The organism is Jiella endophytica, assembly GCF_004519335.1.
GTDB lineage: Bacteria > Pseudomonadota > Alphaproteobacteria > Rhizobiales > Rhizobiaceae > Jiella > Jiella endophytica.
On the sequence record NZ_SOZD01000006.1, the window covers coordinates 57,613 to 81,978 of the forward strand.

Consider the following 24,366-nt stretch of genomic DNA (forward strand, 5'->3'; position numbering starts at 1 on the left):
GCGGCGGCGATGCATCAGGTAAATTCCGCCCGTCAGCCCTCGTTGAGCATGGTCTTCACGGCGACGGCGAGTTCGCGCAGGGAGAAGGGCTTGGCGAGGAAGCCGAATTTCTCGCCCTCCGGCATGTTCTTGGCGAAGGCCTCCTCGGCATAGCCGGAGACAAAAATGAACTTCAGATCCGGCCGCGTCTTGCGCATCTCGCGCAGCAGCGTCGGGCCGTCCATTTCCGGCATGACCACGTCGGAGACGACGAGATCGATCTCGCCGTCGAGTTCCTCCAGCACCTCCAGCGCCTCAACGCCTGACGCCGCCTCGTGGACGTCGTAGCCGCGCATCTTCAGCGCCCGGACATTTCCGGCGCGCACATGGTCCTCGTCCTCGACGAGCAGGATCGTCGCCGTGCCGGAAAGGTCCATCTTGGCGCCGGCGACGGCGGCGCCGGTCTCCGGGCTGGTCGCGGTGGCGGCTTCGGCCGAGACGAAGCGCGGCAGGAAGATGCGGAAGCTGGTGCCCTCGCCCTCTTTGGAATCGACGAAGATGAAGCCGTTCGACTGCTTGATGATGCCGTAGACCATGGAAAGGCCGAGGCCGGTGCCCTTGCCGATCTCCTTGGTGGTGAAGAACGGCTCGAAGATCCGCTCGGCGACGTCCGCCGGCATGCCGGTGCCGGTATCCGACACCTCGACGAGCACGTAATCGCCGTCGGTCAGCTCGGCATAACCGAAGCCCCTCGCCTCGCCGGCCGCGACATTGCGGGTGACGATGGTGATCTTGCCGCCGTTCGGCATGGCGTCGCGGGCGTTCTGGACGAGATTGGTGATCACCTGCTCGAACTGGCCGATATCCGCCATCACCGGCCAGAGGTCGCGGGCATGCTGGCGCTCCAGCGTCGCATGGTCGCCGCTGACGCGCTTCAACAGGAGATGCATGTCGGCGACGACGTCGGTGAGGTTCAGCATCTTCGGCCGCATCGTCTGGCGGCGCGAATAGGCCAGCAGCTGGCGCACCAGCGAGGCGGCGCGATTGGCGCTCTGCTTGATCAGCAGAAGATCCTGGAAGGACGGATCGCCGGTGCGGTGGTTAAGGAGGAGGAAGTCGACCGACGCGGTGATGATCGTCAGCACGTTGTTGAAGTCGTGGGCGATGCCGCCGGCGAGATTGCCGATCGCCTGCATCTTCTGGCTCTTGGCGATCTGCTCCTCGAGAGCGCGCTGCTCGGTGATGTCGACGCCGTAGAGGATGGCGCATTCATCGCCGTCGGCGCCAACCTTCGGCACGGCGCTGAGATAGAGCCGGACGGTGCGCGAGGCCTCGCCGGCGACCTCGGCATCGACCGGAGCGATCCCCGGGCGGCCGGCGCTCGCCTCGGCCAGCGCCTTGCGGAAGGCCTCGTGGCCGGCCTCGCGGATCGCCATCTGGAACCCCGATGCGCCCTCGGCCGCCTCGCTGCCGAAGATCTTGCGGAAGACGGCGTTGGAGCGGACGACCCGGCCGGCGGCGTTGAGCGTCGCGATCGCCATCGGCGAGGAGTTGAAGAAGCGGGTGAAGCGCGCCTCGGCGAGCTCGGCCGGTGTCGCCGCCTCCTTGTCGTTGCGCCGGTCGAGGACGAGGGTGCGCACCATGCCGGGCGCCGAGCTGTCGTCGAGCACCGGGCGCCGGAGCAGCCGCACCGGCAGCGTCTCGCCGCCGGCCGTCACGAGGTCGAGATCGTCGATGCTGAGGGCGTCGGCCCGCTCGGCGAAGGTCGAGCGCGAGGCCGGCGCGAGAAATTCGAGGAAGCTTCGCTGATAGGGCTTCACCTCGGTGAGGTCGAGGCCCAGCCATTCGGCGAGGGTCGCGTTGATATAGGCGACGCGATGCTGGCCGTCGGCGGCGAAGAAGCCCGCCGGCGCCTTGTCGAGATAGTCGATCGCATGCTGCAGGTCCTGGAAGGAGCTCTCCTCGTGCTTGCGGTCGGCAGTGATGTCGAGGATCTGCCAGGCCTGCATCTGGCCGCCGCGGGCGGCGAGCGGGCGCACCGTCACCCGGTACCAGCAGGGAGAATCGTCGCCGCGCTCGACCGGCGCGAGGCTGCGGGCGAGGCGGAACTCCCGCTGGCCCGAGCGGCCGTCGCGCGCCAGATTGGCGAGATGGTAGATTGCCTCGGTCGCCTCGGGCTCGCGGGCGAGCAGCCGCTCCAGGCTGCGCACCTCGCCGGGCCGGGCGGCGCCGGTGAGATCGCCATAGGCACGATTGGCGTAGACCACCTGACCCTTGCGATCGAGGATCAGCAGCCCCGTACGGGCAGTGTCGAGGAAGTCGCGGGCGATGCCGCCGTCGCTCGCCCGGGCGGAATAGCGCAGGAAGCCGAGCGCCGAGGCGAAGATCGTGCCGATGCCGATGACCGACAGAAAGCCGAAGATGACGAACAGCGCGAGCTCGCCGTAGCTGCGGCCGAAAAAAGCCAGGCACGCGCCGGCGAGAATCAGCGCGCCGCCGAGGAGCAGCAGCCGTCTGACCCCCGAAGCGGCAGCCGTCCGGTCGACCAGCGGCTTGTCGATCGTCCCCTGGGCGGCTCCGTTCATCGCAATCCTGTCCCTCTTCGGCGGGGATCTTTCGCGGACATCGCCGCCCCGCCCGATGATCTTTCGCGCGATCTCAAGGATCACTCGTAAGGTTCTGTTCTACGATGGATTTTCGAACGCGGCAGCTGCGCCGAACGGTCACGACCGGGTGCCTCAACTGCCAGATTCGCTCCACCGGCGAGTCAGCCCCGATTGTGAATCAATTTCGCTGCGGAAGCGAGCGGCGAAGGCGTCTTTTTGCAAGGTTCACGCAGGCTTCGAAAATGGATGCTGGCGCGCGAGCGCTTGTGCGAAAACGTTCCTGGTCGTCCCGCTCAAAGCCGGCAAATCGGCCGTCTGGCCGCTCGGAACGGCCGTTAGGCCTTGCTCGTCCCGCAATTATGGGCCACCGCTTGCCTGCGGTCGCGACCGCTGGAATTGTTGAGGAGTCACAGTCACCATGCCGCAATGGACCATCGATCTCTTCGGGCCGGGCCTCGGCCAAATCGTCTGGGTCGCGCTGGTGGCGGCGGTCGTCTGCGTCCTCGCGGTGGTCGTCATCGTCCTGGCCAAGCGCTTCGTCGGAGGCGGCACGGGCATCGGCCCGCGGGTCCGGGCGCCGCGGCTGCAGGTCGTCGACGTCGCGAGGATCGACGAGAAACGCCGGCTCGTCCTGTTGCGCCGGGACGACGTCGAGCATCTCGTTCTCGTCGGCGGCCAGACAGACATTCTCGTCGAGGGATCGATCCTGCGCCAGGCGGCGAGCGCCCATCCGCCGGTGAGGAGCGACGACGGGCGCCTCGACATCGCCGCGACGCCGCCGCCCCCGCGCCGCCCGGCCGCGCCGGTGGTGGACGGCGGCACCGAACGGCGTGCGGCGATGGTGGCGGAGCAGGCAGCGGCGGCAACGGCCCCGCGACGGGACAGCGCCTCTTCGGGTCATGTCGCGCCGGCACCGGAGATGCGCAGCGACCCGCGGCGGGTCACGCCTGCCCCGCGCTCTGCGCCCGAGGCCGAACTGCCGGCACAGGCAGGCGCAGCTCCGACGATCGAGCGGCCGACCGCCGAGCGTCCTGCACCCGCCGTGCAGCGCCGGCAGGACCCGGCACCGGCCGTCATTCCGCAGGCCGCACTGAAGCCGACGGAGCCGCCTGCCCTCAATCCGACGAAGCACGCATTTTCCCGCGCCACGCCGATGCCGGCCGCCGAGACGCCGCCGCCAGCCGCAAGAGCGATGGACCCGCGGCTGTCGCCGGCGACGCAGACCGATCAGGCGCGGCGTGCCCCCGAGGCACCTGCGCCCCGGACGGCAGCCTCTGCGACGCCGCCGCCCGCTCCGACGCCGCCGGCGGCAAAGACCGCTGTGGCAGATGCCCCGACCGCCGGCACCCTGCCCGCCGCGGCGCGCGAGCCCATCGACACCAGCCGGCCGCTCTCGGTCAGGAGCTTTGCCAGCGCAATCCAGAACCGGCGCTACAGCCGCGTCGAGGAGCCCCGCCGCGAGCCTGCGCTGACGCCTGGCCCGGTCACCGCAGCTTCGCCGGCTAACCCGGTTGCGTCCGCGGCCGCGGGGCAGAGCGACGACGCCGCGGCACTCGACCGCAGCCTCGAGGAATTCCTTTCCGGCGAATTGAGCTCGGGCATCGAGGAGGAAGCGGCGGCGGAACGGGCGGCAGCGGTCCCGGAGGTCAGGCCGGCAAGGCCGGCACCGGCGGCGAAACCCGCGCAGGCCGAGGCAAGCCCGGCACCGCGTGTGGCAGCGAGGCCGGCGCCGCCAGTCGCTGCAGACACAGAGCCGGCGGCCGAGACGGAAGCCACCGAACCGCCTGTGGCAAATGCAAAGCCGACACGGGAGAGCGATCCGCATTCGCAGTGGTCGCAGCCGGAAAGCCCCGAGGAGCCGGCGGAGGCTTCAACGCCGGCACCGAGGCCACAGGCGCCGCGCCGGGCCCCCGCAGCGTCTCCAGAGCCGGAGACCACCGCACAGGCAGAGCCATCGACGCGCAGGCCCGCTCCGTCGGCCAAGAGCGATGCAGCGACCCAGCCGGCCCGGCCGGCAGCCCGCGCTGCGGCGCCTACCGATCAGGCGGCTGGCGAACAGCGCTCGGACGATGCGTCCAGGCCAGAGACCCCGCAAAACGGGCCACAGTCCGGGCAAAAGTCCGAGGAAATCAATCTCGAGGAGGAGATGAAGCGGCTTCTCGGCGAGCTCGACTTCGACCGACCGACCCAGCGCCAGCGGCAGTGATCGCCGCGCAAGTCGCGGGCGGGATCGGCCTATCCGTGAAACGAGCAGCCCGACCGCGTGGATGACCATCGCGATCGGGCTCTGTCACGCCTGGAGGTCGGCGCTGCGACGTATCGGGGCCCTCGGTCGGCTCTCCCATCCGGCCGCGACCGGCCGGACTGGCCGGTCGGCCCCTGCCGTTCTCCCGGCCCCTATTGGAGGAACTTCATCGGATCGACGGGCGTCGAGTTCTTGCGGACCTCGAAGTGCAGCACCGGCACGTCGGTGTCGCCGCTCATTCCGGACTGGGCGATGACCTCGCCGCGCCGGACGGTTTCGCCCTTCTTCACGGCGAGCGTGTCGGCATGGCCGTAGACGGTGACGAGGCCGTCGTCATGCTTGACGAGAACGGTGTTGCCGAACTCCTTGAGCCCGTCGCCGGCATAGATGACGACGCCGTTCTCGGCCGCCTTCACCGGCGTGCCACGCGGCACCGAGATGTTGACGCCGTCGTTGCGGCGGCCATCGACCTTCTCGCCATAGCGGTTGACGACCCTGCCCTGCACGGGCCAGCGGAACTGGCCGATGCCGGTCGAATTCGGCGCGACCGCGGCGACTTCCTGTTCGACTTCCTTCTTCACCGAGCCGGTCGCGGTCGTGTCGACGGCGGGTGCCGCAGGCTCCGATGCCTGGGCGACGCGGCCGCTCTTCTCCGTTTCGACAGGCGAGCGCTGGGTGCGCACCTCGGCGACCTTCTGGGCCGGCACTTCGGGCTTGGCGGCGGGGGCGTTCTTCGCCGCGGCAACCTCGGTCGAGCGGGCCGGCATCTTGCCGCCGGCCGGGATCATCAGCGTCTGGCCGAGCCGGATGGTGTCGGAATCGAGATTGTTGGCGCGGCGGATCGCATCGGCGGAAACGCCGGTCTTGCGGGCGATGCCGAGAAGCGTGTCGCCGGAGACGACGGTGACGCTGCCGGCGGCCGCGGAACTGCCGTTGCTCGCCGAGGCGCTGCGGGTCTCGTTGATCGGCCGCGCCTGCGGCGTCGCCAGGCGCTGGGCCTGCGATTCGAGGCTGGAGGGCGGCGCACCGCGGGTCGCCGGAATGCTCGCCTGGGCCGCGCGGACCGGCTGCGGGGCGCTGGTGGCCATCGGCTCGGAGCGGATGGTCGTGGTCTGGCTCTGGTAGCTCGGCTCGGGCGGCGGCGGCAGCTGGCTGCGCTGCATCTGCTGGCCGCCGGCCGGATAGCCGGAGCTTGCGGGGCTTGCGAGATAGCCGCCGCCGGAGCGGCTGGCCGGCGCGATGGCGCCGGTCGTCGTGCCGTCGACGGTTCCGGGATAAGGCTGCGAGACGGCGGTCTGCTGCATCGGCGGGGTCTGCGGCACGGCGCCGGTGTAGAAGCCGTCGTCGAAACGCACGACATCGCTGCTGCAGCCGGCAAAAAGACCTGCCACGGCGATGGCGGCAACGGAACCGAACATGCGTCGGCGCGAACGACTGAGCACAGGGAAGCGCATCACAGTTCCTTCGGTAGGCGAGGATTCATCGAGGAACATTGAAGCGCGTTAATCTTACTGCCCGGTTAAGTCTTCCCGTCGAAAGGTGAATTTTCCAATGTCGCCGTGCCGGAACGGCTCTCAGAGCACATCGGCCTTGCCGAAGCCGATCGGCTGGTAGCGCACGACCCCGAGATCTTCGCGCTCGAAGCGGCTGCCGACCTTGCGCAGCCGCACCAGCATCTGCTCGCCGTCGCCCGGCCCGATCGCGCAGACCAGCGAGCCATGCATGCCGAGCTGTTCGAGAAACTGCTTCGGCGGCGCGGGAAAGGCCGCGTGGACGACGATGCGGTGATAGGGGCTGCCGCTCGGAAAACCGTCGCGGCCGTCCTCGAAGATCGGCGTGACGTTGCTGATGCCGATGTCGCGGAATCTTTGCGCCGCCGCCTTGAGCAGCCGGCGATAGCGCTCGAAGGTGGTGACGTGGCCGACGACGCGGGCCATCAGCGCCGTAACGTAGCCGCTGCCGGTGCCGACCTCGAGGACCCGCTGCTCGGCCTCTGGCTCCAGCGCGGCGACGAGCCGCAAGGCCGTCAACGCGCCCGGCATGGTCTCACCGCAGGGGATCGGTGCGGTGCGATCCTCATAGGGGTCGTCGATGCCGCCCGGCAGGAACAGCCGCCGCGGCACGCTCTCGACCGCCTTGAAGAGCGCCGGCGAAACGCCGGGGGCGCCGCGCAGCCGGACGAGGAATTCGGCGAGCTTCTCGCGGTCGGGATCGCCAGGAGTCATCGCAGCGCTTCGGCCAGCCCGCCACGCAGCGCCTCGGCGGTGAGGTCGAGCTGCAGCGGGGTGACCGAGATCATCCCGGCGGCGAGCGCCGCAATGTCCGATTCGGCGACCTCGGGACCGGCCTGGCGGCCGAATTTCAGCCAGAAATACGGAAAGCCTCGGCCGTCGCGCCGCTCCTCGATGCCGAGTGCATAGTCGAGCTTGCCCTGCCGGGTGACGGCGATCCCTTCGACGGCCTCCGCCTCGACGGCGGGGAAGTTGACGTTGAGGAGATGGCCCTGCGGCAAATCGAAGCCCGCCAGCTTCTCGATCACCGCCGGCGCGTGGCTTTCGGCGGTGTTCCACAGCGCCTCGCGGTCGCTGCCCGGCGAAAAGGCCTGGCTGAGGGCGATCGACCGGATCCCCAGCATCATCCCTTCCATCGCGCCGGCGACGGTGCCCGAATAGGTGACGTCCTCGCAGATGTTCTGGCCGGCATTGATGCCGGAAAGGACGAGATCCGGCATTCCGTCCATCACCTTGCGCACCGCCATGATGATGCAGTCGGTCGGCGTGCCGCGGACGGCGAAGCGCTTGTCGCCGAGCTTGCGCAGCCTCAGCGGCGAGGACAGCGTCAGCGAATGGGACAGGCCGCTCTGATCGGTTTCCGGCGCGACGATCCAGACGTCGTCGGAGATCTGCCGCGCGACGCGCTCGAGCACTGCCAGTCCCTCGGCATTGATGCCGTCGTCATTGGTCAGGAGTATCCGCATCGGTCAGCCAGCCGCGATGATTTCGAGACCGCCCATATAGGGCCGCAGCGCCTCCGGCACGGTGATCGAACCGTCGGCGTTCTGGTAGTTCTCCATCACCGCGATCAGCGCACGGCCGACCGCGACTCCCGAGCCGTTCAGCGTATGGACGAAGCGCTGGGCCTTTTCCCCGGCGACCTTGTAGCGGGCGTTCATCCGCCGGGCCTGGAAGTCGCCGCAGACCGAGCAGCTGGAGATCTCGCGATAGGTGCCCTGTCCCGGCAGCCAGACCTCGATGTCGTATGTCTTGCGGGCGCCAAAGCCCATGTCGCCGGTGCAGAGCGTCACCACCCGGTAGGCAAGGCCGAGGCGCTTCAGCACCTCTTCGGCCGAGGCTGACATCCGCTCGAGCTCGTCGAGCGAGGACTCCTCGTCGGTGATCGAGACGAGTTCGACCTTGTAGAACTGGTGCTGGCGCAGCATGCCGCGCTGGTCGCGCCCGGCAGCCCCCGCCTCGGAGCGGAAGCAGGGCGTCAGCGCGGTGACGCGGATCGGCAGCTCGGCAGCGTCGAGGGTCTTTTCCCGCACCAGATTGGTCAGCGAGACCTCGGCAGTCGGGATCAGCCAGCGGCCTTCGGAGGTGTGGAAGAGATCCTCGGCGAATTTCGGCAGCTGGCCGGTGCCGAACAGCGCCTCGTCGCGCACCAGCAGCGGCACCGCCGTCTCGCTGTAGCCGTGCTCGCCGGTGTGAAGGTCCAGCATGAATTGGCCGAGGGCGCGTTCCAGCCGGGCGAGCTGCCCCTTCAGGATGGTGAAGCGGGCGCCGGAAATCTTCGCCGCCTGCTCGAACTCCATCATGCCGAGCGCCTCGCCGATGTCGAAATGCTCCCTCGCCTCGAAGTCGAAGCGCGGCGGCTCGCCGATCCTGCGGATCTCGACATTGTCCGCCTCGTCGGCGCCGACCGGCACGTCGTCGAGCGGCACGTTCGGGATGCGCGCGAGCACGTCTTCGAGGTCTGCGTCGATGCGCCGCTCGGTCTCCTCGCCGTCCTGGATCTCGGCCTTCAGCTTGCCGACTTCCTCGATCAGCGCGTCAGCGCGGGCATTGTCGCCGGAACCCTTGGCCTTGCCGATTTCCTTGGAAGCCTCGTTGCGGCGATTCTGCAGGTCCTGCAGGATCTTCAGGTGATCGCGCCGCCGCTCGTCGAGCTTGATGATGTCCGTGGCCGCCGGCGATGCGCCACGCTTTTCCAGCGCCGCGTCCAGCTTGCCCGGATTGTCCCTGATCCACTTGATATCGAGCATCTTTCCCCCGTCGTCGGCGGCGAGGGAGGAAGGCCCGGCAAGCCGTCGTCAGGCTTGGCTCTGGGCCTCGCGTTCGGCGGTCTGTTCCGCCTGCTTCTTTTCGATCATCCGCGCCGCCAGGATGGAAATCTCGTAGAGAATGATCGTCGGCAGGGCAAGGCCGATCTGGGACATCGGATCGGGCGGCGTCAGCACCGCCGCGGCGACGAAGGCCAGCACGATGGCGTATTTGCGCTTGCCCGCCAGGCCCTTCGCCGAGGTCATGCCGGCCCGCACCAGCAGCGTCGCCACCACCGGCAGCTGGAAGACCAGCCCGAAGGCGAAGATCAGCGTCATGATCAGCGACAAATATTCCGACACCCTCGGCAGGAGCTCGATGCTCGCCTCGCCAGGGGCGCCCGTCTGCTGCATCGACAGGAAGAACCACATCACCATCGGGGTGAAAAAGTAATAGACCAGCGCCGCGCCGAGAATGAACAGGAGCGGCGTTGCGATCAGGTAAGGCAGAAAGGCGCCACGCTCGTTGCGGTAAAGGCCGGGCGCGACGAAGCGGTAGATCTGCGTGGCGATGACCGGGAAGGCGAGGAAGAAGCCGCCGAAGGCCGCGATCTTCACCTGGGTGAAGAAGAACTCCTGCGGCGCCGTGTAGATCAGCCGCACCTGCTCGCTGTGCAGCCCGGCCCAGCCGGTGGCAACCTGATACGGAATGACCAGGAAGTTGAAGATCGGCTTGGCGAAATAGAAGCAGATCAGGAAGGCGACGAAAAAGCCGGCGATCGACCAGATCAGCCTCTTTCGCAATTCGATCAGGTGTTCGATCAGCGGAGCGGATGACGCCTCGATATCGTCTTCGCGACGGGTCACGCTATGTCCTTCGCCTTGTCGGCGGTCTCGCGCCCGGCGTCATGCGCGGGTTCCCGCTTCGCATCGTCTTCTTTCGAAGAGGCAGCCTTATCGGCCGCATCGTCACCGGCCTCGAGGGCACCGGTCTTGGCCGGCTCGCCCTCCGGGACCGGCCGGTCGTCAGGCGATGGCACGCGCGGCTCGGGCGATGCCGTCGCGCTGTTCAGCGACGAGCGGATGTCGTCGCCGATCGCCTTCATCGGGTTCATCGCCTCGCGAATCGATTTTCGCGGGTCGAGAGAGCGGACGTCGTCGATGCCCTTGCGGACGTCGTCGAGTTCCGCCTCCTTCAGCGCGTCATCGAACTGCCGGCGGAAATCGCCGGCCATCGCTCGCAGCTGCTTGGTGACGCGGCCGAAAGTCCGCAGCATTCCAGGCAGGTCCTTCGGGCCGACGACGACCACGAGGACCACCGCGATCACCAGGAGTTCGGACCAGCCGAGATCGAACAGCACAACTCAACTGCCTAGAGACGTCGCGGCCATGCCGGCATCACGACTTCGAGAAACAACCCGCCGGCGCATGACGCACCGGCGCCGAACCATTCGGCTCAGCCCACCGACTTCTCGGTATTGACGTCGCGCGAGACCACTTCGCCCTCGCGATTGTCGATCGAGCGGCGCTCGGCCGGCTTGGCCTCGGCCTCGTCGTCCGACATGCCCTTCTTGAAGCTCTTGATGCCCTTCGCGACGTCACCCATCAGCTCGGGGATCTTGCCGCGACCGAACAGGAGCAGCACGACGGCCAGAACGATGAGCCAGTGCCAGATGCTGAAGCTACCCATAACTTGTCTCCATCGAGCGCGTTGATCGCTCGCGTTTTAGCTAGCGATCCGCAGGGGCCTTTTCAAACACGATAACGTCCTGCGGATCAATGGAAACGACGACGTCGCGCTGATTTTCCGGAACCACGCCGGCCCGCATCCTCGAGCGGAGCGGCTGATCGAGGCCCTCGATCGCCACCGTCATCAGGTCGACGACACCGAGAAAACGCCGCGCGACGATCCGGCCGCTGACGCCGGCGTCGCGCTCTGCGAGCCTGAGGCCCGAAAGCCGCAGCGCCACCGTCACCCGGCTACCGTCCGATGATGGCGAATCCGCGACCGGGCCAAGCGCGGTGACGACGCGCCCGCCCCTCACCTCGCCCTCGAGGACGTTGAGTTCGGAAAAGAAACCCGCGGCAAAGAGATCGGCGGGACGGCTGTAGAGCTCGGCCGCAGTGCCCACCTGGACGAGGCTGCCGTCCTTGATCAGGGCGATGCGGTCGCCGAGGCGCATCGCCTCCTCGGCATCATGGGTGACGATGATCGCCGTCGCATGGGCCTCGCGCAGGATCTGCAGCGTGTCCGAGCGCACGACATCCTTCAGCCGGCTGTCGAGGCCGGAGAACGGCTCGTCCATCAGGAGCACCGAGGGCCGCGGCGTCAGCGCGCGCGCCAGCGCCACCCGCTGCTGCTCGCCGCCGGACAGCGTGTGCGGATAGCTCGATGCGGCATCCTCGAGCCCGACCCGGGCGAGCGCCGCCATCGCCTCACTCTTGGCCGCAGCGCTCTTCAGCGCGGTCAGGCCGAAGCGGACATTGTCGAGGATGGTCATGTGCGGGAAGAGCGCGAAGTCCTGGAACATCAGCCCGACGCCGCGCCGTTCGGGCGGCATGAACGTGTCCGGGCCGGCGATCTCACGGCCGCCGAGCAGCAGCCGGCCGCTCGTCTGACGCTCGATGCCGGCGGCGATTCGCAGCATCGTCGTCTTGCCGGAGCCCGACGGCCCGAGCAGGCAGAGCACTTCGCCGGGCTCCGCGGACAGGCTGATGTCCTTCAGGATCTCTGTCGAGCCGACCCTGTGCCCGACATGTTCGAAGGCAAGGCTCGCGGCGAAGCTGACGCCGGCGCTGGTGCGCTGCCTGGCGGTGTCGGTGGCCGTCGATCGGGTGGCGGAACTGGCTGGCAACGTATCGCCCGATGGCTGAAGCGAAAGGACGAGGCGGACGATCCGGCTTTCGCCACGGAAACGGCAGGGCGCCCTCCGCCTCGATCGAACGTCCGCGCCTCGCCCGATTGCCTAGCCGCTCGGCCGAAAAGGCGCAAGCGCGAGCGGCCGTCAGCCGACGCTCGCCATCAGCGTCTCGTATTCGGAGCGGAACGCCTCGATCGCGCCGGCCTCGGGCCGCCTTGCAATGATCGCTTCGCAGGCTTCCGCCCGCCGCTTCGCATCGCCGGAAAGCGGCTGGGCGGCGGCCGCGACCCGGCGCATCTCGTCCATGTCGCCATTGCAGTGAAGCGCGACGTCGCAGCCGGCCATCAGCGCCGCCGCCGAGAGGTCGTAAAGATCGCCGGACAGCGCCTTCATCGACATGTCGTCTGTCATCAGCAGGCCGTCGAAGCCGATTTCGTCGCGGATCACCGATTCGATGACGATCGGCGAGAGCGTCGCCGGGTGGGCCGGATCGATGTCGGTGTAGAGGATATGGGCGGTCATCGCCGCCGGCAGGGTGTGCAGCGCCCTGAACGGCGCGAAGTCCGACCGGGCGAGTTCGGTGCGCGGGGTGGCAACCCGCGGCAGCTCGAGATGGCTGTCGGCATTGCCGCGGCCATGGCCCGGCACGTGCTTCATCACCGGCAGCACGCCGCCGGCCATCGCTCCGTCGGCGACCGCCCGGCCGAGGGTCGCGACGCTGTCGGGGGTAAGGCCATAGGCCCGGTCGCCGATCACCGAATGGGCGCCGGGCACAGGCACGTCGAGACAGGGCACGCAGTCGGCATTGATGCCGTAAGCCATGACATCCTCAGCAAGCAGCCGGCCCTGCAGCCAGGCGGCGCGCTCGCCGGCCTTCGGATCGCGGACGAACAGCCTGCCGATTGCCGCCGGCGGCGGATAGGACGGCGCCAGAGGCGGCTTCAGCCGATTGATCCGGCCACCCTCTTGGTCGATGAAGATCGGCGTCGTGTCGCGCCCGCCGACCTCCTTCAGCGCGCCGACGAGATCTGCGACCTGCGCCCTGGTCTCGATGTTGCGGGCAAAGAGGATGAAGCCCCAGGGCCGCTCGTCCGCGAAGAAGCGGCGCTCCTCGCCGGAAAGGGTCAGGCCCGCGGGCGCGGCGATCCAGGCTTTCGAACCAGTCATCCTCTGTCTCGTCCTTGAAGAATCTGCAGAAGCGGATGGAAGACCGCTCCCATCCGCTGATTTACCGGCATGTTCGGAAGTATCGCGTGCACCGTCCATCGCGAGGCGGGCGACAAGCGCCGCCCCACCGAGGCCGGAGCCGAGGCCTAGCGCGAGACGAAGCAGCTGCCGCCGGCGGATTTCAGGTCGCCGCACAGCCGGGCACCCTCTGTCCTCGAATCGACGGGAACACGGACGCGGTAATAGGTGCCCTTGCCCGGAATGTCGGCCGACTGGATGACGACGTTGCGGCCGGCAATGACGCCGGCATAGCGCTGGCCGAGATTGCGCGACGAAGCTTCGGCGGCATCGCGCGAGGGCTGCGACGAGATCTGGACATAGTAGCCGTCATGCTCGGGTGCCGCCTCGCTCGCGGCCGGCGCCTGGTCGGTCGCCTGGCTCGGGGCCGGCTGGGGCTCGAGCGCCGCCGTCTGGATTGCATCAGGCTCGGCGGCCGGAGTCGGCGCCACTGGCGCGGCAGGGGCCGCGGCGGCCTGGCGCGGCGCCCCGGCAGGCGACGGGCGGAGCGTCGGCACGGGAATGTTCGGCGCCGGCACACCGGCGGTTTCCGCCGCTGCCGCGGCGGGTTCGGCCGCGGCCACGCCGGCGGTATCGCCGCTCGCCACCGCACCGATGGTGCCGGCGGTCTGCTGCAGGTCGACCGGCCGTGCGGACGCTTCGATCAGCGGTCCGCGCGGGCGGCTTTCCTCGATCGTCTCGCCGGTGGCCGCATCGCTGACGACCAGGGTGCCGTCGGAGCGGACCGAATAGGTCTTCGCCCGGCGCGGCGACAGGACGGCAATCGGCGAGGCCTCGCTATAGGCGTCGGCCGAGCGGTTGCCGGCATCGGCGGTCTCGGTCGGGCGCTCGGCGGCATTGGCGGAGCCGACGCCGAGTTCGACGCCCGGAAGGTCGGAGATCGGCGGATTGTCCGTCGGCAGGTCGATCGGCTCTTCCTGGGCGCTGACAAGCTCCTTCTGCTCGGGCGTCACCATCGCGTCGCCGCTCTTGACCCGGCTGTAGACCATCTTGTTCTGGTTCGGGATCTCGCGGCCGCCCGGGTTTTCCGGCTTCACCTTGACCGGATCGGGATCGGCCCTGACGACGAGGACGGAGCCGTCGCTGACGGTTCCCGGCCCGCTACCGAGGAAGACATAGGCGCCGCCGGCAGCCAGCATCAGCGCGAGGGCACCCAGGCCCGCGCCGACGAAACCGCTGCGCCGTGCAAAGCCGCGCGAGGCATAGGCAGCAGCAGGGCGCGGCATCTCGTCATACTCGACGCCGGCAGAGCCGAAATCGCCGTCGGATCCGAAGGAATCGGGCCATTCCGGCTCGTAGCCGTTGTCCGCCGGGGCTTCCTCGGCGGCCGCGGCAGCCTGCGGCGCTTCCTGCTTGATCGCCGCGAGCTCGCTGGCGATCAGCTCGTCGAAATCGTCGAAGACCTGCGAGGCGACGGCCTCCTCGGCGGCCACCGGCTGGCGGTCCGGCGCGAAGGCCTCGGCGTGATGGAACATCGTCTGGCGCGGATTGGCCGGCTCGGAGAGGCCGCGCAGGGCCTGCTCGAACTCCAGATCGAAACCCGCAAGCGCCGCCGCAGCGGCGGCCGGCTCGGCATGAGCGGCAGGCTGCTTCGGCGCCGGGGCCTTGGGAGCCGGGGTGGCGGCAGCCGGCTGAGCCTTCGGCGCGGGACGCTTCGGGGCCTCAGCCTGCGGAGCCGGCGCAGCAGCGGCCTGCTGGGGCTTCTGTGCCGATGCCTGCGGAGCCGGCACCGCCGCGGCCTGCTGAGGCCTCGGTGCGGGTGCCTGAGGAGCCGGCGCGGCCGCTACGGGCTGCGGCTTCGGTGCGGGACGGTGCGGGGCTTGTGCCTGCGGAGCCGGCGCAGCAACGGCCTGCTGGGGCTTTGGTGCGGGCGCGTGAGGAGCCGGCGCCGCGGCGGCCGGCTGAGGCTTCGGTGCGGGCGCTTGAGGAGCCGGCGCGGCCGCTACGGGCTGATCCTTCGGAGCGGCAGGCTGCGGCGCCTGAGCGACGGCAGCCTGTTGCGGCCTCGGCGCGGGGGCCTGCCGGGCCGGCGCGGCGGCGGCTGGCTGCGGCGCGGCAGCCTGCGGCTTGACCTCAGGCGCCTCGACAGATGCGAGATCGGCGGTCTCCTCGGCCAGCGCCGCCTCGAAGTCGGCAGCGGCGAGATCCAGCGCGTCGGACAGTTCCTGCGTGAGCGCCGCACTCATCATCTCCGATTCGGAGAGGTCCTGGTGAGTCTCGGCCGGATCGGTGGCCGGCGCGCGGGGCGCAGCCGGCTCGACCTTGGCGGGAGCGGGCTTGGCGGCCACCTGCGGCCGGCTGTCGGCAAGGGGTTCCACGGCCTCGGGCGCAACCACATGGGGCTGGACGGTGGGTTTGCCGGGATGGGCGCCCGCCTGCAGCGGCGCCTCGAGAATCCGCGCCAGCTCCTCGAAAGGGTCATCGAGTTCGGCGTCGAACGCCTGGCCGCCCGCACGGGCGGAACCGTTGAGGTCCCCCATCGACATGAATATCCCCGCTCTTCCCCTCGTGAAGGCCCCATCCTCCACGGTTTCGATGGCTAGGCGAGGAAATTGGCCAAAGCGTGATGACCTAGCGCATTTCATCCGGCGCATCGGCGCCGATCAGATCGAGGCCGACATGGAGGACGGTCGCGACCGCTTTGACGAGTCCAAGCCTCGCAACGGATAGTTCTGGCTCAGCTTGGTTAACAAAGCGTAACTCGGGAAGATCCTTGCCGCGGTTGTATTGGGCATGAAAAGCCGCAGCGAGATCATTGAGATAGAAGGCAAGACGGTGGGGTTCCTTGGCCTCTGCCGCCTGGCCGATCAGCCGCGGGAACTCGGAGAGCTTGCGCAACAGGCCGACTTCGCCGACATCCGCCAGTCCCTCAAGCGCCGCGACGTCAACCTTGCCGTAAGCTGGAGTGGCGATCCCGGCTTCCCGCGCCTGGCGGAAGATCGCCGCCGACCGGGCATGGGCGTATTGCACGTAGAAGACCGGGTTGTCCTTCGACTGCTCCGTCACCTTCTTGAAGTCGAAGTCCAGCGGCGCGTCGCTCTTTCTGTAGAGCATCATGAAGCGCACCGGATCGCGGCCGACCTCCTCCACCACCTCGGCGAGGGTGACGAAGTCGCCGGAGCGCTTCGACATCTTGACCGGCTCGCCGTCGCGATAGAGCTTGACCAGCTGGCAGAGCACGCAGTCGGCCCGCGCCGCACCGCCGGAGATCGCCCGCGCCACCGCTTCCAGCCGCTTGACGTAGCCGCCATGGTCGGCGCCGAGGACATAGATCATCTCGGAGAAGCCGCGCTCGTACTTGTCGCGGAAATAGGCGACGTCGGCGGCAAAATAGGTGTAGGCGCCATTCGACTTGACCAGCGGCCGGTCCTGGTCGTCGCCGACCTCGGTGGACCTCAGCAGGGTCTGCTCGCGGTCTTCCCAATCCTCCGGCAGCTGGCCCTTCGGCGGCGGCAGCGTGCCCTGATAGACGAAGCCCTTGTCGCGCAGGTCGGCGATCGCCTCGGCGATCCTGCCGCCATCTTCGGCATGCAGCGTGCGTTCGGAAAAGAACACCTCGTGCTCGACGCCGAGCGCCTTCAGGTCGGAGCGGATCATCGCCATCATCGCGTCGATCGCCCGATCCTTGACGATCGGCAGCCATTCGGCCTCGTCCTTGCCGACCAGCGTGTCGCCGAATTCCGCCGCCAGTGCCTCGCCGACCGGCTTGAGATAGTCGCCGGGATAGAGCCCCGCGGGGATCTCGCCGATCGCCTCGCCGAGGGCCTCGCGATAGCGCAGAAAGACCGAGCGGGCGAGAACGCCGACCTGCTCGCCGGCATCGTTGATGTAGTATTCCCGGGTGACGTCGTCGCCGGCGAAGGCGAGCAGCCGGGCGATGACGTCGCCGACGACGGCGCCGCGGGTATGGCCGACATGCATCGGGCCGGTCGGGTTGGCCGAGACATATTCGACATTGACCTTGCGGCCGGTGGGCGCCCCGCGGCCGTAGTCGAGGCCGGCATGGAGCAGCGTCGCGAGATGCGCCGTCCAGAAGGCCGGCGAGAGCGTCATGTTGATGAAGCCCGGCCCGGCGATGGCGACCGTCGCGACATCCGGGTCGGCGCCAAGCGCCGCGGCGATTTTCTCGGCGAGATCGCGGGGTTTCATGCCGAAGGGCTTGGCCAGCACCATCGCCGCATTGGTCGCGAGATCGCCATGGGCCGCATCGCGGGGCGGTTCGACCGTGACGCGGGAGAGATCGATTTCTTCGCCAGCGGGGACAAGAGGTTGCACCGCTTGCTTCACCCGATTCTCGAAGTCGGCAAAGACGTTCATCGATCAATCCTCTGGGCGGCCCGCGGCCGTTGCGGCCGCCCGCCCTACGGTTCCGGCGAGCCGCGCCTTGCGGGCTCTCTCGTGGCAAGATGGTGGGCCCGGCGGCTAGCGCAATTGCGGCACGGCGTCAAACAGGCGCTGATATTCGCCGATGGCATAAGTGTCGGTCATGCCGGAGAGGTAGTCGGCGATGCGCCGCATCAGCCTGTCCTCGGAGAGGTCCGCCAGCCCGGCCGACCAGTCCCGCGGCATCAGTTCCGGCCGCTCGGCGAACCGGTCGAACAGCGCCTCGACCACCCGCTCGGCCTCGAGCATCACCCGCATCACGCTGTCGCAGCGATAGAGCCGGGTGAACAGGAACCGCCGGGTCTGGGTCACCGCCGCCTCCATGTCGGGCGAAAAGCGGATGATCTGCCGGCCGGCATCGCGGACGTCGTCGGCACTTTGCGGGCCGATCTCGGCGAGCCCCTTCGCGGTCGCCCTGATGACGTCCTCGACGAGGCGGGTGATGTGCCGCCGCATGATCTCGTGGATCGTCCGGGACGGGTCCAGGCCGGGATATTTCGTCCTGACTTCACGAAGGATCGAACCGGCGAGGTCGAGCTCCTCGATATCGGACAGCGCGATCAGCCCGGCGCGCAGGCCGTCGTCGAGATCGTGGGTGTTGTAGGCGATGTCGTCGGAAATCGCCGCGGCCTGGGCCTCGAGATCGGCGAAGCGGCCGAGCCCGAGCGGCATCTGGGCGTCGAAGTCGAGGATCGGCCTCGGCACCGGATGGCCCTCGCCGCCTTCGCCAACGGCGTGCGGGCCGGTCAGCGGGCCATTGTGCTTGACCAGCCCCTCCAGCGTCTCGAACGAGAGGTTCAGCCCGTCGAACTCGGCGTAGCGGCTTTCGAGGGCGGTGACGATCCGCAGCGACTGGGCATTGTGGTCGAAGCCGCCATAGGCGCTCATGCGCCGGTCGAGCGCCCGCTCGCCGGCATGGCCAAAGGGCGTGTGGCCGAAGTCGTGGACCAGCGCGACCGCCTCGGTCAGGTCCTCGTCGAGACTGAAGGCCCTGGCGAGCGCCCGGGCGATCTGCGAGACCTCGATCGTATGGGTCAGGCGGGTGCGGTAGGTGTCGCCCTCATAGGGCACGAAGACCTGTGTCTTGTGCTTCAGCCGGCGGAAGGCGGCGGAATGGACGATGCGGTCGCGGTCGCGCTGGAAGGGCGTGCGGGTCGGGCTCGACGATTCGGCAAAGAGGCGGCCGCGCGAGGCCGCCGGATCCTCGGCAAACGCCGCCCGGCCGGACTGGCCTGCGGCAAGCGCGAATGCGTCTTCCGGCATGACCATGGATCGAGCCCTTCTGCCCTCCTCCGGCCCGCTGGAGTGCCAGCGTGGGTGATTGACCGGTCGCTTCCGCGTCCATAACTAATGGGCTTCAAACGAACAAGGAGCGGCACGGGCGGCGACGCCGTGCCGACGATCAGATGAGCGAGACACTCTCGAAGCCGGTGGTCCTTTCGGACAGTGCGGTCAGGCGCATCTCCTCGATCCTGTCGAAGTCGGAAGGCAGCCCAAGCCTGCGCATTTCCGTCGAGGGCGGCGGCTGCTCGGGCTTTTCCTACAAATACGACCTCACCAGCGATCGCGAGGAGGACGACCTCGTCATCGAGAAGGACGGCGCGCGCGTCGTCGTCGATCCGGTCTCGCTGGTCTATCTCGAAGGCTCGGTGGTGGATTTCGTCGACGACCTCATGGGCCAGTCCTTCCAGATCCGCAATCCGAACGCCGTCGCGTCCTGCGGCTGCGGCACGTCCTTCTCGGTCTGACCGCACCGATGCTGATCGCCACCTGGAACATCAACGGCGTCAAGGCGCGCCTCGACGCACTCACCGCCTGGCTCGAGGCGGCGTCGCCCGACATCGCCTGCCTGCAGGAGATCAAGAGCCAGGACGAGACCTTCCCGCGGGCGGCGATCGAGGCGCTCGGTTATCATGTCGAGACGCATGGCCAGAAGGGCTTCAACGGCGTCGCGCTGCTGTCCAAGGAGAAGCCCGCCTCGGTCATGCGCGGCCTGCCGGGCAACGATACCGACGAGCATGCCCGCTATATCGAGGGGGTATGGGAGGTCGGCGGCCGGCGGCTTCGGGTCGCCTCGATCTATCTGCCCAACGGCAATCCGCTCGGCACCGAGAAATTTCCCTACAAGCTCGCCTGGATGGAGCGGCTGATCGCCCATGCGGCAACGCTGCTCGAAGCGGAGGACGACCTCGTCCTCGCTGGCGACTACAACGTCATCCCGATGCCGGTCGACGCGGCGAATCCGGAGGCCTGGCTCGGCGACGCGCTGTTCCAGCCGGAAAGCCGCGGCGCGCTGCGGCGGCTGGTCAATCTCGGCCTGACCGACGCGCTGCGCGCCACCACCGACCAGCCAAAGACCTATACCTTCTGGGATTATCAGGCCGGTGCCTGGCAGAAGAATGCCGGCATCCGCATCGACCATCTGCTGGTCTCGCCGGAAGTCCAGGACCGGCTGGTCTCGGTCGGCATCGACAAGCATGTCCGCGGCTGGGAGAAGCCGTCGGACCACGTGCCCGTGCTGATCCAGCTCGCCGCCTGACGAGCCGGCGGGCACCCTGCCCGGCCAACTGACGTCCCTGCCCGGCAGCCAGATGGGGGCCGGTCAGTTCTTGGCGCTCACCACCGACTGGCTGGCCGGCACTTCGGTGTGCTGGTCGGCATAGGCGAGCGCCTCGCGCCTGGTATCCTCGCTGGCGACCGAAAAGGTCTCTTCCTGCAGCGGCCGGATCCACTGCTGGTCGCTCGGACCCGCCTGGCGCAGCGCCAGAGTCAGCATGGCGAGCCCGCGGACCGGCTCCGGCCGCAGCGAAATCTTCTTGCCGTCGAACAGCAGGTAGCCGAGCAGCGCCTTGGCGCCGACATGGCCCTTTTCCGCCGCGAGATTGAGCCAGCGGGCCGCCTGGCGGGGATTGGCGCGGCCGCCATCGCCATAGAGCAGCATCCGGCCGAGTTCGAACTGCGCCTTGGCGTCGCCGAAGAACGAGGCGGCATGGAAATAGAACTGCCGCGCCCGCGGCAGATCGACCGTCACCGGGCTGTTCGGAATGCCGACCCTCAGATAGTCGGCAAGCGCCACGACGGCGCTCGCGACATAGGCGGCATTCGAATAGCTGCCGTTCTCGTCCTCCTGGTCGCGGACGATCTGCTCGAAGATCTTGAACGCCTCATAGTCGTTCTCGGGCACCCCGTCGCCCTCGGCATACATCTTGCCGAGCTTCCAGCGAGCGCCGGGATGGCCCTTGTCGGCGGCATAGCGCAGCGCCTCGAAGGCCTCGAGCTTCTCGCCGCGCTGATAGGCCTTGAAGCCGAAGGAAAACAGCTCCAGCGGCCCGGCGTCGGGATTGACCTGGGCGTCGGGATCAAGCGCCAGGCTCCCCTGTCCCGCAGCCAGGACAACGGCGGAGGCGACGACGCAAACCGAAAGGATGCGCTCAAATGTCCGCATAGCAGTGCTTTTCCGCAACGCCGCCCGGATGGGTCACGGCACCCTTGCGGGCCGTGCCGACCTGCTGCGCATATTTCCAGATCGCGCCGGTGGGATATTCGGTCTCACGCGGCTTCCAGGACGCCCGGCGCCGGGCGAATTCTTCCTCGCTGACATCGACGGAGATCTCGCCGGTGGTCGCGTCGAGGGTGATCATGTCGCCGTCCTCGACCAGCGCGATCGGGCCGCCGACGGCGGCTTCCGGGCCGACATGGCCGATGCAGAAGCCGCGGGTCGCGCCGGAGAAGCGCCCGTCGGTGATCAGCGCGACCTTGTCGCCCATGCCCTGGCCGTAGAGAGCCGCGGTGGTGGAGAGCATCTCGCGCATGCCGGGGCCGCCCTTCGGGCCCTCGTAGCGGATCACCAGCACCTCGCCTTCCTTGTAGTCCCGCTTGTCGACGCAGGCGAAACACGCCTCCTCGTCGTCGAAGACGCGGGCCGGGCCGACGAAGCGCAGGTTCTTCAGCCCTGCAACCTTCACGATGGCGCCGTCCGGCGCGAGGTTGCCCGACAGGGAGACGACGCCGCCGGTCGGCGAGATCGGGTTGGAGGTGGCGCGGACGACGTCCTGCTCCTCGTTCCACTTCACATTGGCAAGGTTCTCCGCGACGGTCTTGCCGGTCACGGTCATGCAGTCGCCATGGAGGAAGCCGCCGTCGAGCAGCGCCTTCATCACGAGCGGGATGCCGCCCGCCTCGAAGAGATCCTTGGCGACGTAGCGGCCGCCGGGCTTCAGATCGCCGATATAGGGCGTCTTGCGGAAGATCTCGCCGACATCGAAGAGGTCGAACTCGATACCCGCCTCATGGGCCATCGCCGGCAGATGCAGCGCGGCATTGGTCGAGCCGCCGGTGGCGGCGACCGTCATCGCGGCGTTCTCGAAGGCCTTGCGGCTGACGATGTCGCGGGGACGGAGATTCTGCTTCAGGAGTTCCATCACCTGCTCGCCGGCCGCCGAGCAGAAGGCGTCACGGATCTCGTAGGGTGCGGGCGCACCGCAGCTGTATGGCAGCGCGAGGCCGATCGCCTCGGCGACCATCGCCATGGTGTTGGCGGTGTACTGGCCGCCGCAGGAGCCGGCCGACGGACAGGCGACGCGCTCCATCTCGTCGAGGGTGACGTCATCCATCTTGCCGACGGAATGGAGGCCAACGGCCTCGAACAGGTCCTGTACGACGATGTCGCGGCCCTTGTAGCGGCCCGGCAGGATGGAGCCGCCATAGATGAAGATCGACGGCACGTTGAGCCGGATCATCGACATCATCATGCCGGGCAGGCTCTTGTCGCAGCCGGCCATGACGACCATCGCGTCGTAGGAATGGCCGCGCATCGTCAGCTCGACCGAATCGGCGATCACGTCGCGGCTGGCGAGCGAGGACTTCATGCCGGCATGGCCCATGGCGATGCCGTCGGTGACGGTGATGGTGGCGAATTCGCGCGGCGTGCCGTGATTAGCGGCAACGCCCTTCTTCACCGCCTGCGCCTGACGCTGCAGCGAGATGTTGCAGGGCGCGGCCTCGTTCCAGGCGGTCGCGACGCCGATCAGCGGCTGATGGATCTGCTGCGAGGTCAGCCCCATGGCGTAAAGGTAGGAGCGGTGCGGCGCACGCTCCGGACCTTCCGTCACATGACGGCTCGGCAGCTTTGATTTGTCGATCGAATTCGCGTCCATGCACTCCCCCTCGTCATTGAGCCGAATCCTCCGCCGAGAGTTCGACTACGGATCGAGGTGACGGTGTTTTGTGGCGGCAACGGGGCACCTGATCCGTCCCCGCGACTATAGCCGATGCAACGATGCAATAGTGTTGCCCCGCAAGCACAGCCGATTTTTCGCAGAAAAGTGACGGAACCTTTTGGCCGCACACGAAAAAGGCGCGCCGTGAAAGGCGCGCCTTTTGTCGATGAAGCTTATCTGAAACTTGCGGCTGCGGGGCAACCTCTCCTGGATCAGAAGGTGAGCCGGAGCGATGCGTTGAGACCGTAGACGAAATCGTCGCCGACGGTCGCATTGTAGTAGCTGTCCTCGGCGATCGACTGGCTGCCGTCGGTCCAGTAGCCGACGAGGCCGCCGAAGCGCAGGTCGGCCATCTTGTTCGGCTTGAAGGAGACGCCGCCGGACAGGGTGTAGATGTCGGTATAGGTGGTCTCCGCGCCGGTCGAGACGCCGCGATCGTAGCCGAGCGCGACAGCGCCGGAGATCTCGTCGTTGAAGGCATGGCCGACGCCGATCGACGCGGTGTAGCCGTCGCGCCAGTGATAGGGCGCATAGGAGGAGGTGGTGCCGATCAGCGGGCTGGAAATCGTCAGCACCGAAGCCTCGTTGGTCGACCAGTCGGTCCAGCGGAACGAGCCGAGCAGCAGCCAGCCGGGCGCGACGCCGGTCTGCGCCTTGATCTCCACCGACTGCGGGCTGATCGCCTCGCTAAGGAAGGAATCGACCGGGACCACCGTGCCTGCCGGCAGCGTCGGCGCCAGCGAGGAGAGGATCGTCACCGTGCCGTCGCCGGAAATGTCGTCGTGCTTGACCTCGGAGCGGTACATCGCCTGAACGCGCAGGGCGTATTCCGGGATCTCGTAGGCGGCGCCGATGCGGAAACCGGTCTTGTAGTCGCCGTCGCTCTCGACATCGATGCGGCTGGTCACCGCGGCGATCGGCACACCGGGCGCCGCATAGCGGGTACCGAGGCTGGTGCCCTCGAAGTGGAAGTCCTCGACGAAGACGCCGCCGAGCAGGCTGTACCGGCCCGATTCGGCAGCGTAGCTCACGCGGCAGGTGAGACCGAGTTCGGTGGAGTCGAAGGCGAGCCGCTGGGTCTGCGAGACCGCGGTGGTCGTCGCACCGAAGATGTCCGTCCGCGCGGCGGTCGAGGTGCCGACGGGAAGGCCGGTGGAAAGGCCGCTGACCTGCGCCGGCAGCGCTCCGCCCGGAAGATCGGAATAGTCGGACTCACCGGCAAACGATTCGGTCGCGGTTCCCGCGCAGCCGACGGTGTCGTTGCCGAGCGACAAAGCATAGTTCGGCACGACATAGTCGCCGGTGTAGTCGCCGCCATCGACGTCGACGCCGTTGATCGAGGTGAAGCCGCGCTGCGGGCTGATATAGGTCAGGCTGGCGCGCGTATTGACGGTGCCCTGCTCGAACAGGATGTCGGTGTCGGCGGTGCCGCGCTGGAAGCCTCCGGCGAGCGCCCCGGTGCTGCAGCTGAGCGCGACGACGGTGGCGACCGACAGGCTCTTCCGATTGAATGTCATGTTTCCCCCCAATTCTCCGACGCCGGGCCGATTTCGGCTTCACGACGTCATCA

19 protein-coding genes are annotated in these 24,366 nt (G+C 68.2%); 3 read left to right on the plus strand and 16 right to left on the minus strand.

Annotated features, from left to right (window positions below):
- Nucleotides 1–32: 32 nt before the first annotated feature.
- Nucleotides 33–2,564 carry a cell cycle histidine kinase CckA gene (gene cckA, locus E3C22_RS18625; protein ID WP_134763387.1) on the minus strand — a complete coding sequence of 844 codons (2,532 nt, stop codon included), beginning with the start codon at nt 2,562–2,564 and terminating at the stop codon, nt 33–35.
- Nucleotides 2,565–3,003: 439 nt separating this feature from the next.
- Between cckA and E3C22_RS18630 the strand changes: the two genes are divergently transcribed.
- On the plus strand, nt 3,004–4,791 hold the full coding sequence (locus E3C22_RS18630; RefSeq protein WP_134763388.1) for a flagellar biosynthetic protein FliO: 1,788 nt from the start codon (nt 3,004–3,006) through the stop codon (nt 4,789–4,791).
- A gap of 191 nt (nt 4,792–4,982) precedes the next feature.
- Here E3C22_RS18630 and E3C22_RS18635 read toward each other — a convergent pair whose 3' ends face one another.
- The 12 genes from E3C22_RS18635 to E3C22_RS18690 form a co-directional block, all read right to left on the minus strand.
- A complete protein-coding gene (locus E3C22_RS18635) occupies nt 4,983–6,248 on the minus strand; it encodes a peptidoglycan DD-metalloendopeptidase family protein (protein ID WP_134763389.1) in 1,266 nt (421 codons plus the stop codon).
- A gap of 156 nt (nt 6,249–6,404) precedes the next feature.
- A complete protein-coding gene (locus E3C22_RS18640) occupies nt 6,405–7,055 on the minus strand; it encodes a protein-L-isoaspartate(D-aspartate) O-methyltransferase (RefSeq protein ID WP_134763390.1) in 651 nt (216 codons plus the stop codon).
- Entirely contained in the window at nt 7,052–7,807 is a 756-nt protein-coding gene (gene surE, locus E3C22_RS18645; RefSeq protein ID WP_134763391.1) for a 5'/3'-nucleotidase SurE, read from the minus strand. Before surE ends, E3C22_RS18640 begins: the two co-directional genes overlap by 4 nt.
- Nucleotides 7,808–7,810: 3 nt before the next feature.
- Nucleotides 7,811–9,091 (minus strand): serine--tRNA ligase, encoded by a 1,281-nt coding sequence (serS, locus tag E3C22_RS18650; protein ID WP_134763392.1) that lies wholly within the window; start codon nt 9,089–9,091, stop codon nt 7,811–7,813.
- Between the two features lie 48 nt (nt 9,092–9,139).
- Nucleotides 9,140–9,955, minus strand: coding sequence for a twin-arginine translocase subunit TatC (tatC, locus tag E3C22_RS18655; RefSeq protein WP_134763393.1), 816 nt, complete (start codon nt 9,953–9,955; stop codon nt 9,140–9,142).
- Nucleotides 9,952–10,449 (minus strand): Sec-independent protein translocase protein TatB, encoded by a 498-nt coding sequence (gene tatB, locus E3C22_RS18660; RefSeq protein WP_245515067.1) that lies wholly within the window; start codon nt 10,447–10,449, stop codon nt 9,952–9,954. Before tatB ends, tatC begins: the two co-directional genes overlap by 4 nt.
- A 95-nt stretch (nt 10,450–10,544) precedes the next feature.
- Nucleotides 10,545–10,778, minus strand: a complete 234-nt coding sequence (locus E3C22_RS18665; protein ID WP_134763394.1) for a twin-arginine translocase TatA/TatE family subunit — start codon at nt 10,776–10,778, stop codon at nt 10,545–10,547.
- 40 nt (nt 10,779–10,818) lie between these two features.
- Nucleotides 10,819–11,943, minus strand: a complete 1,125-nt coding sequence (locus E3C22_RS18670; protein ID WP_134763395.1) for an ABC transporter ATP-binding protein — start codon at nt 11,941–11,943, stop codon at nt 10,819–10,821.
- Between the two features lie 150 nt (nt 11,944–12,093).
- Nucleotides 12,094–13,116, minus strand: a complete 1,023-nt coding sequence (gene nagZ, locus E3C22_RS18675) for a beta-N-acetylhexosaminidase (protein ID WP_245515068.1) — start codon at nt 13,114–13,116, stop codon at nt 12,094–12,096.
- Between the two features lie 146 nt (nt 13,117–13,262).
- Complete coding sequence (locus E3C22_RS18680) at nt 13,263–15,674, minus strand: SPOR domain-containing protein (RefSeq protein WP_134763397.1); 2,412 nt, start codon at nt 15,672–15,674, stop codon at nt 13,263–13,265.
- Between the two features lie 91 nt (nt 15,675–15,765).
- Entirely contained in the window at nt 15,766–17,511 is a 1,746-nt protein-coding gene (argS, locus tag E3C22_RS18685; RefSeq protein ID WP_134763398.1) for an arginine--tRNA ligase, read from the minus strand.
- 105 nt (nt 17,512–17,616) lie between these two features.
- Entirely contained in the window at nt 17,617–18,840 is a 1,224-nt protein-coding gene (locus tag E3C22_RS18690; RefSeq protein WP_134763630.1) for a deoxyguanosinetriphosphate triphosphohydrolase, read from the minus strand.
- Nucleotides 18,841–18,983: 143 nt separating this feature from the next.
- Here E3C22_RS18690 and erpA point away from each other — a divergent pair, with 143 nt between their 5' ends.
- Both erpA and xth read left to right on the plus strand, forming a co-directional pair.
- Complete coding sequence (erpA, locus tag E3C22_RS18695; protein ID WP_134763399.1) at nt 18,984–19,325, plus strand: iron-sulfur cluster insertion protein ErpA; 342 nt, start codon at nt 18,984–18,986, stop codon at nt 19,323–19,325.
- 8 nt (nt 19,326–19,333) lie between these two features.
- Nucleotides 19,334–20,116, plus strand: coding sequence for an exodeoxyribonuclease III (gene xth, locus E3C22_RS18700; RefSeq protein ID WP_134763400.1), 783 nt, complete (start codon nt 19,334–19,336; stop codon nt 20,114–20,116).
- Nucleotides 20,117–20,179: 63 nt separating this feature from the next.
- On the opposite strand, the gene E3C22_RS18705 is transcribed toward xth, so the two are convergent.
- The 3 genes from E3C22_RS18705 to E3C22_RS18715 all read right to left on the minus strand — a co-directional run bounded on the left by E3C22_RS18705 (nt 20,180) and on the right by E3C22_RS18715 (nt 24,313).
- Complete coding sequence (locus E3C22_RS18705) at nt 20,180–21,022, minus strand: tetratricopeptide repeat protein (RefSeq protein WP_134763401.1); 843 nt, start codon at nt 21,020–21,022, stop codon at nt 20,180–20,182.
- Nucleotides 21,009–22,733, minus strand: coding sequence for a dihydroxy-acid dehydratase (ilvD, locus tag E3C22_RS18710; protein ID WP_134763402.1), 1,725 nt, complete (start codon nt 22,731–22,733; stop codon nt 21,009–21,011). Before ilvD ends, E3C22_RS18705 begins: the two co-directional genes overlap by 14 nt.
- Before the next feature lie 275 nt (nt 22,734–23,008).
- The gene (locus tag E3C22_RS18715; protein WP_134763403.1) at nt 23,009–24,313 is read right to left on the minus strand and encodes an outer membrane protein transport protein; all 1,305 of its coding nucleotides are present in this window, start codon (nt 24,311–24,313) and stop codon (nt 23,009–23,011) included.
- Between the last annotated feature and the right edge of the window lie 53 nt (nt 24,314–24,366).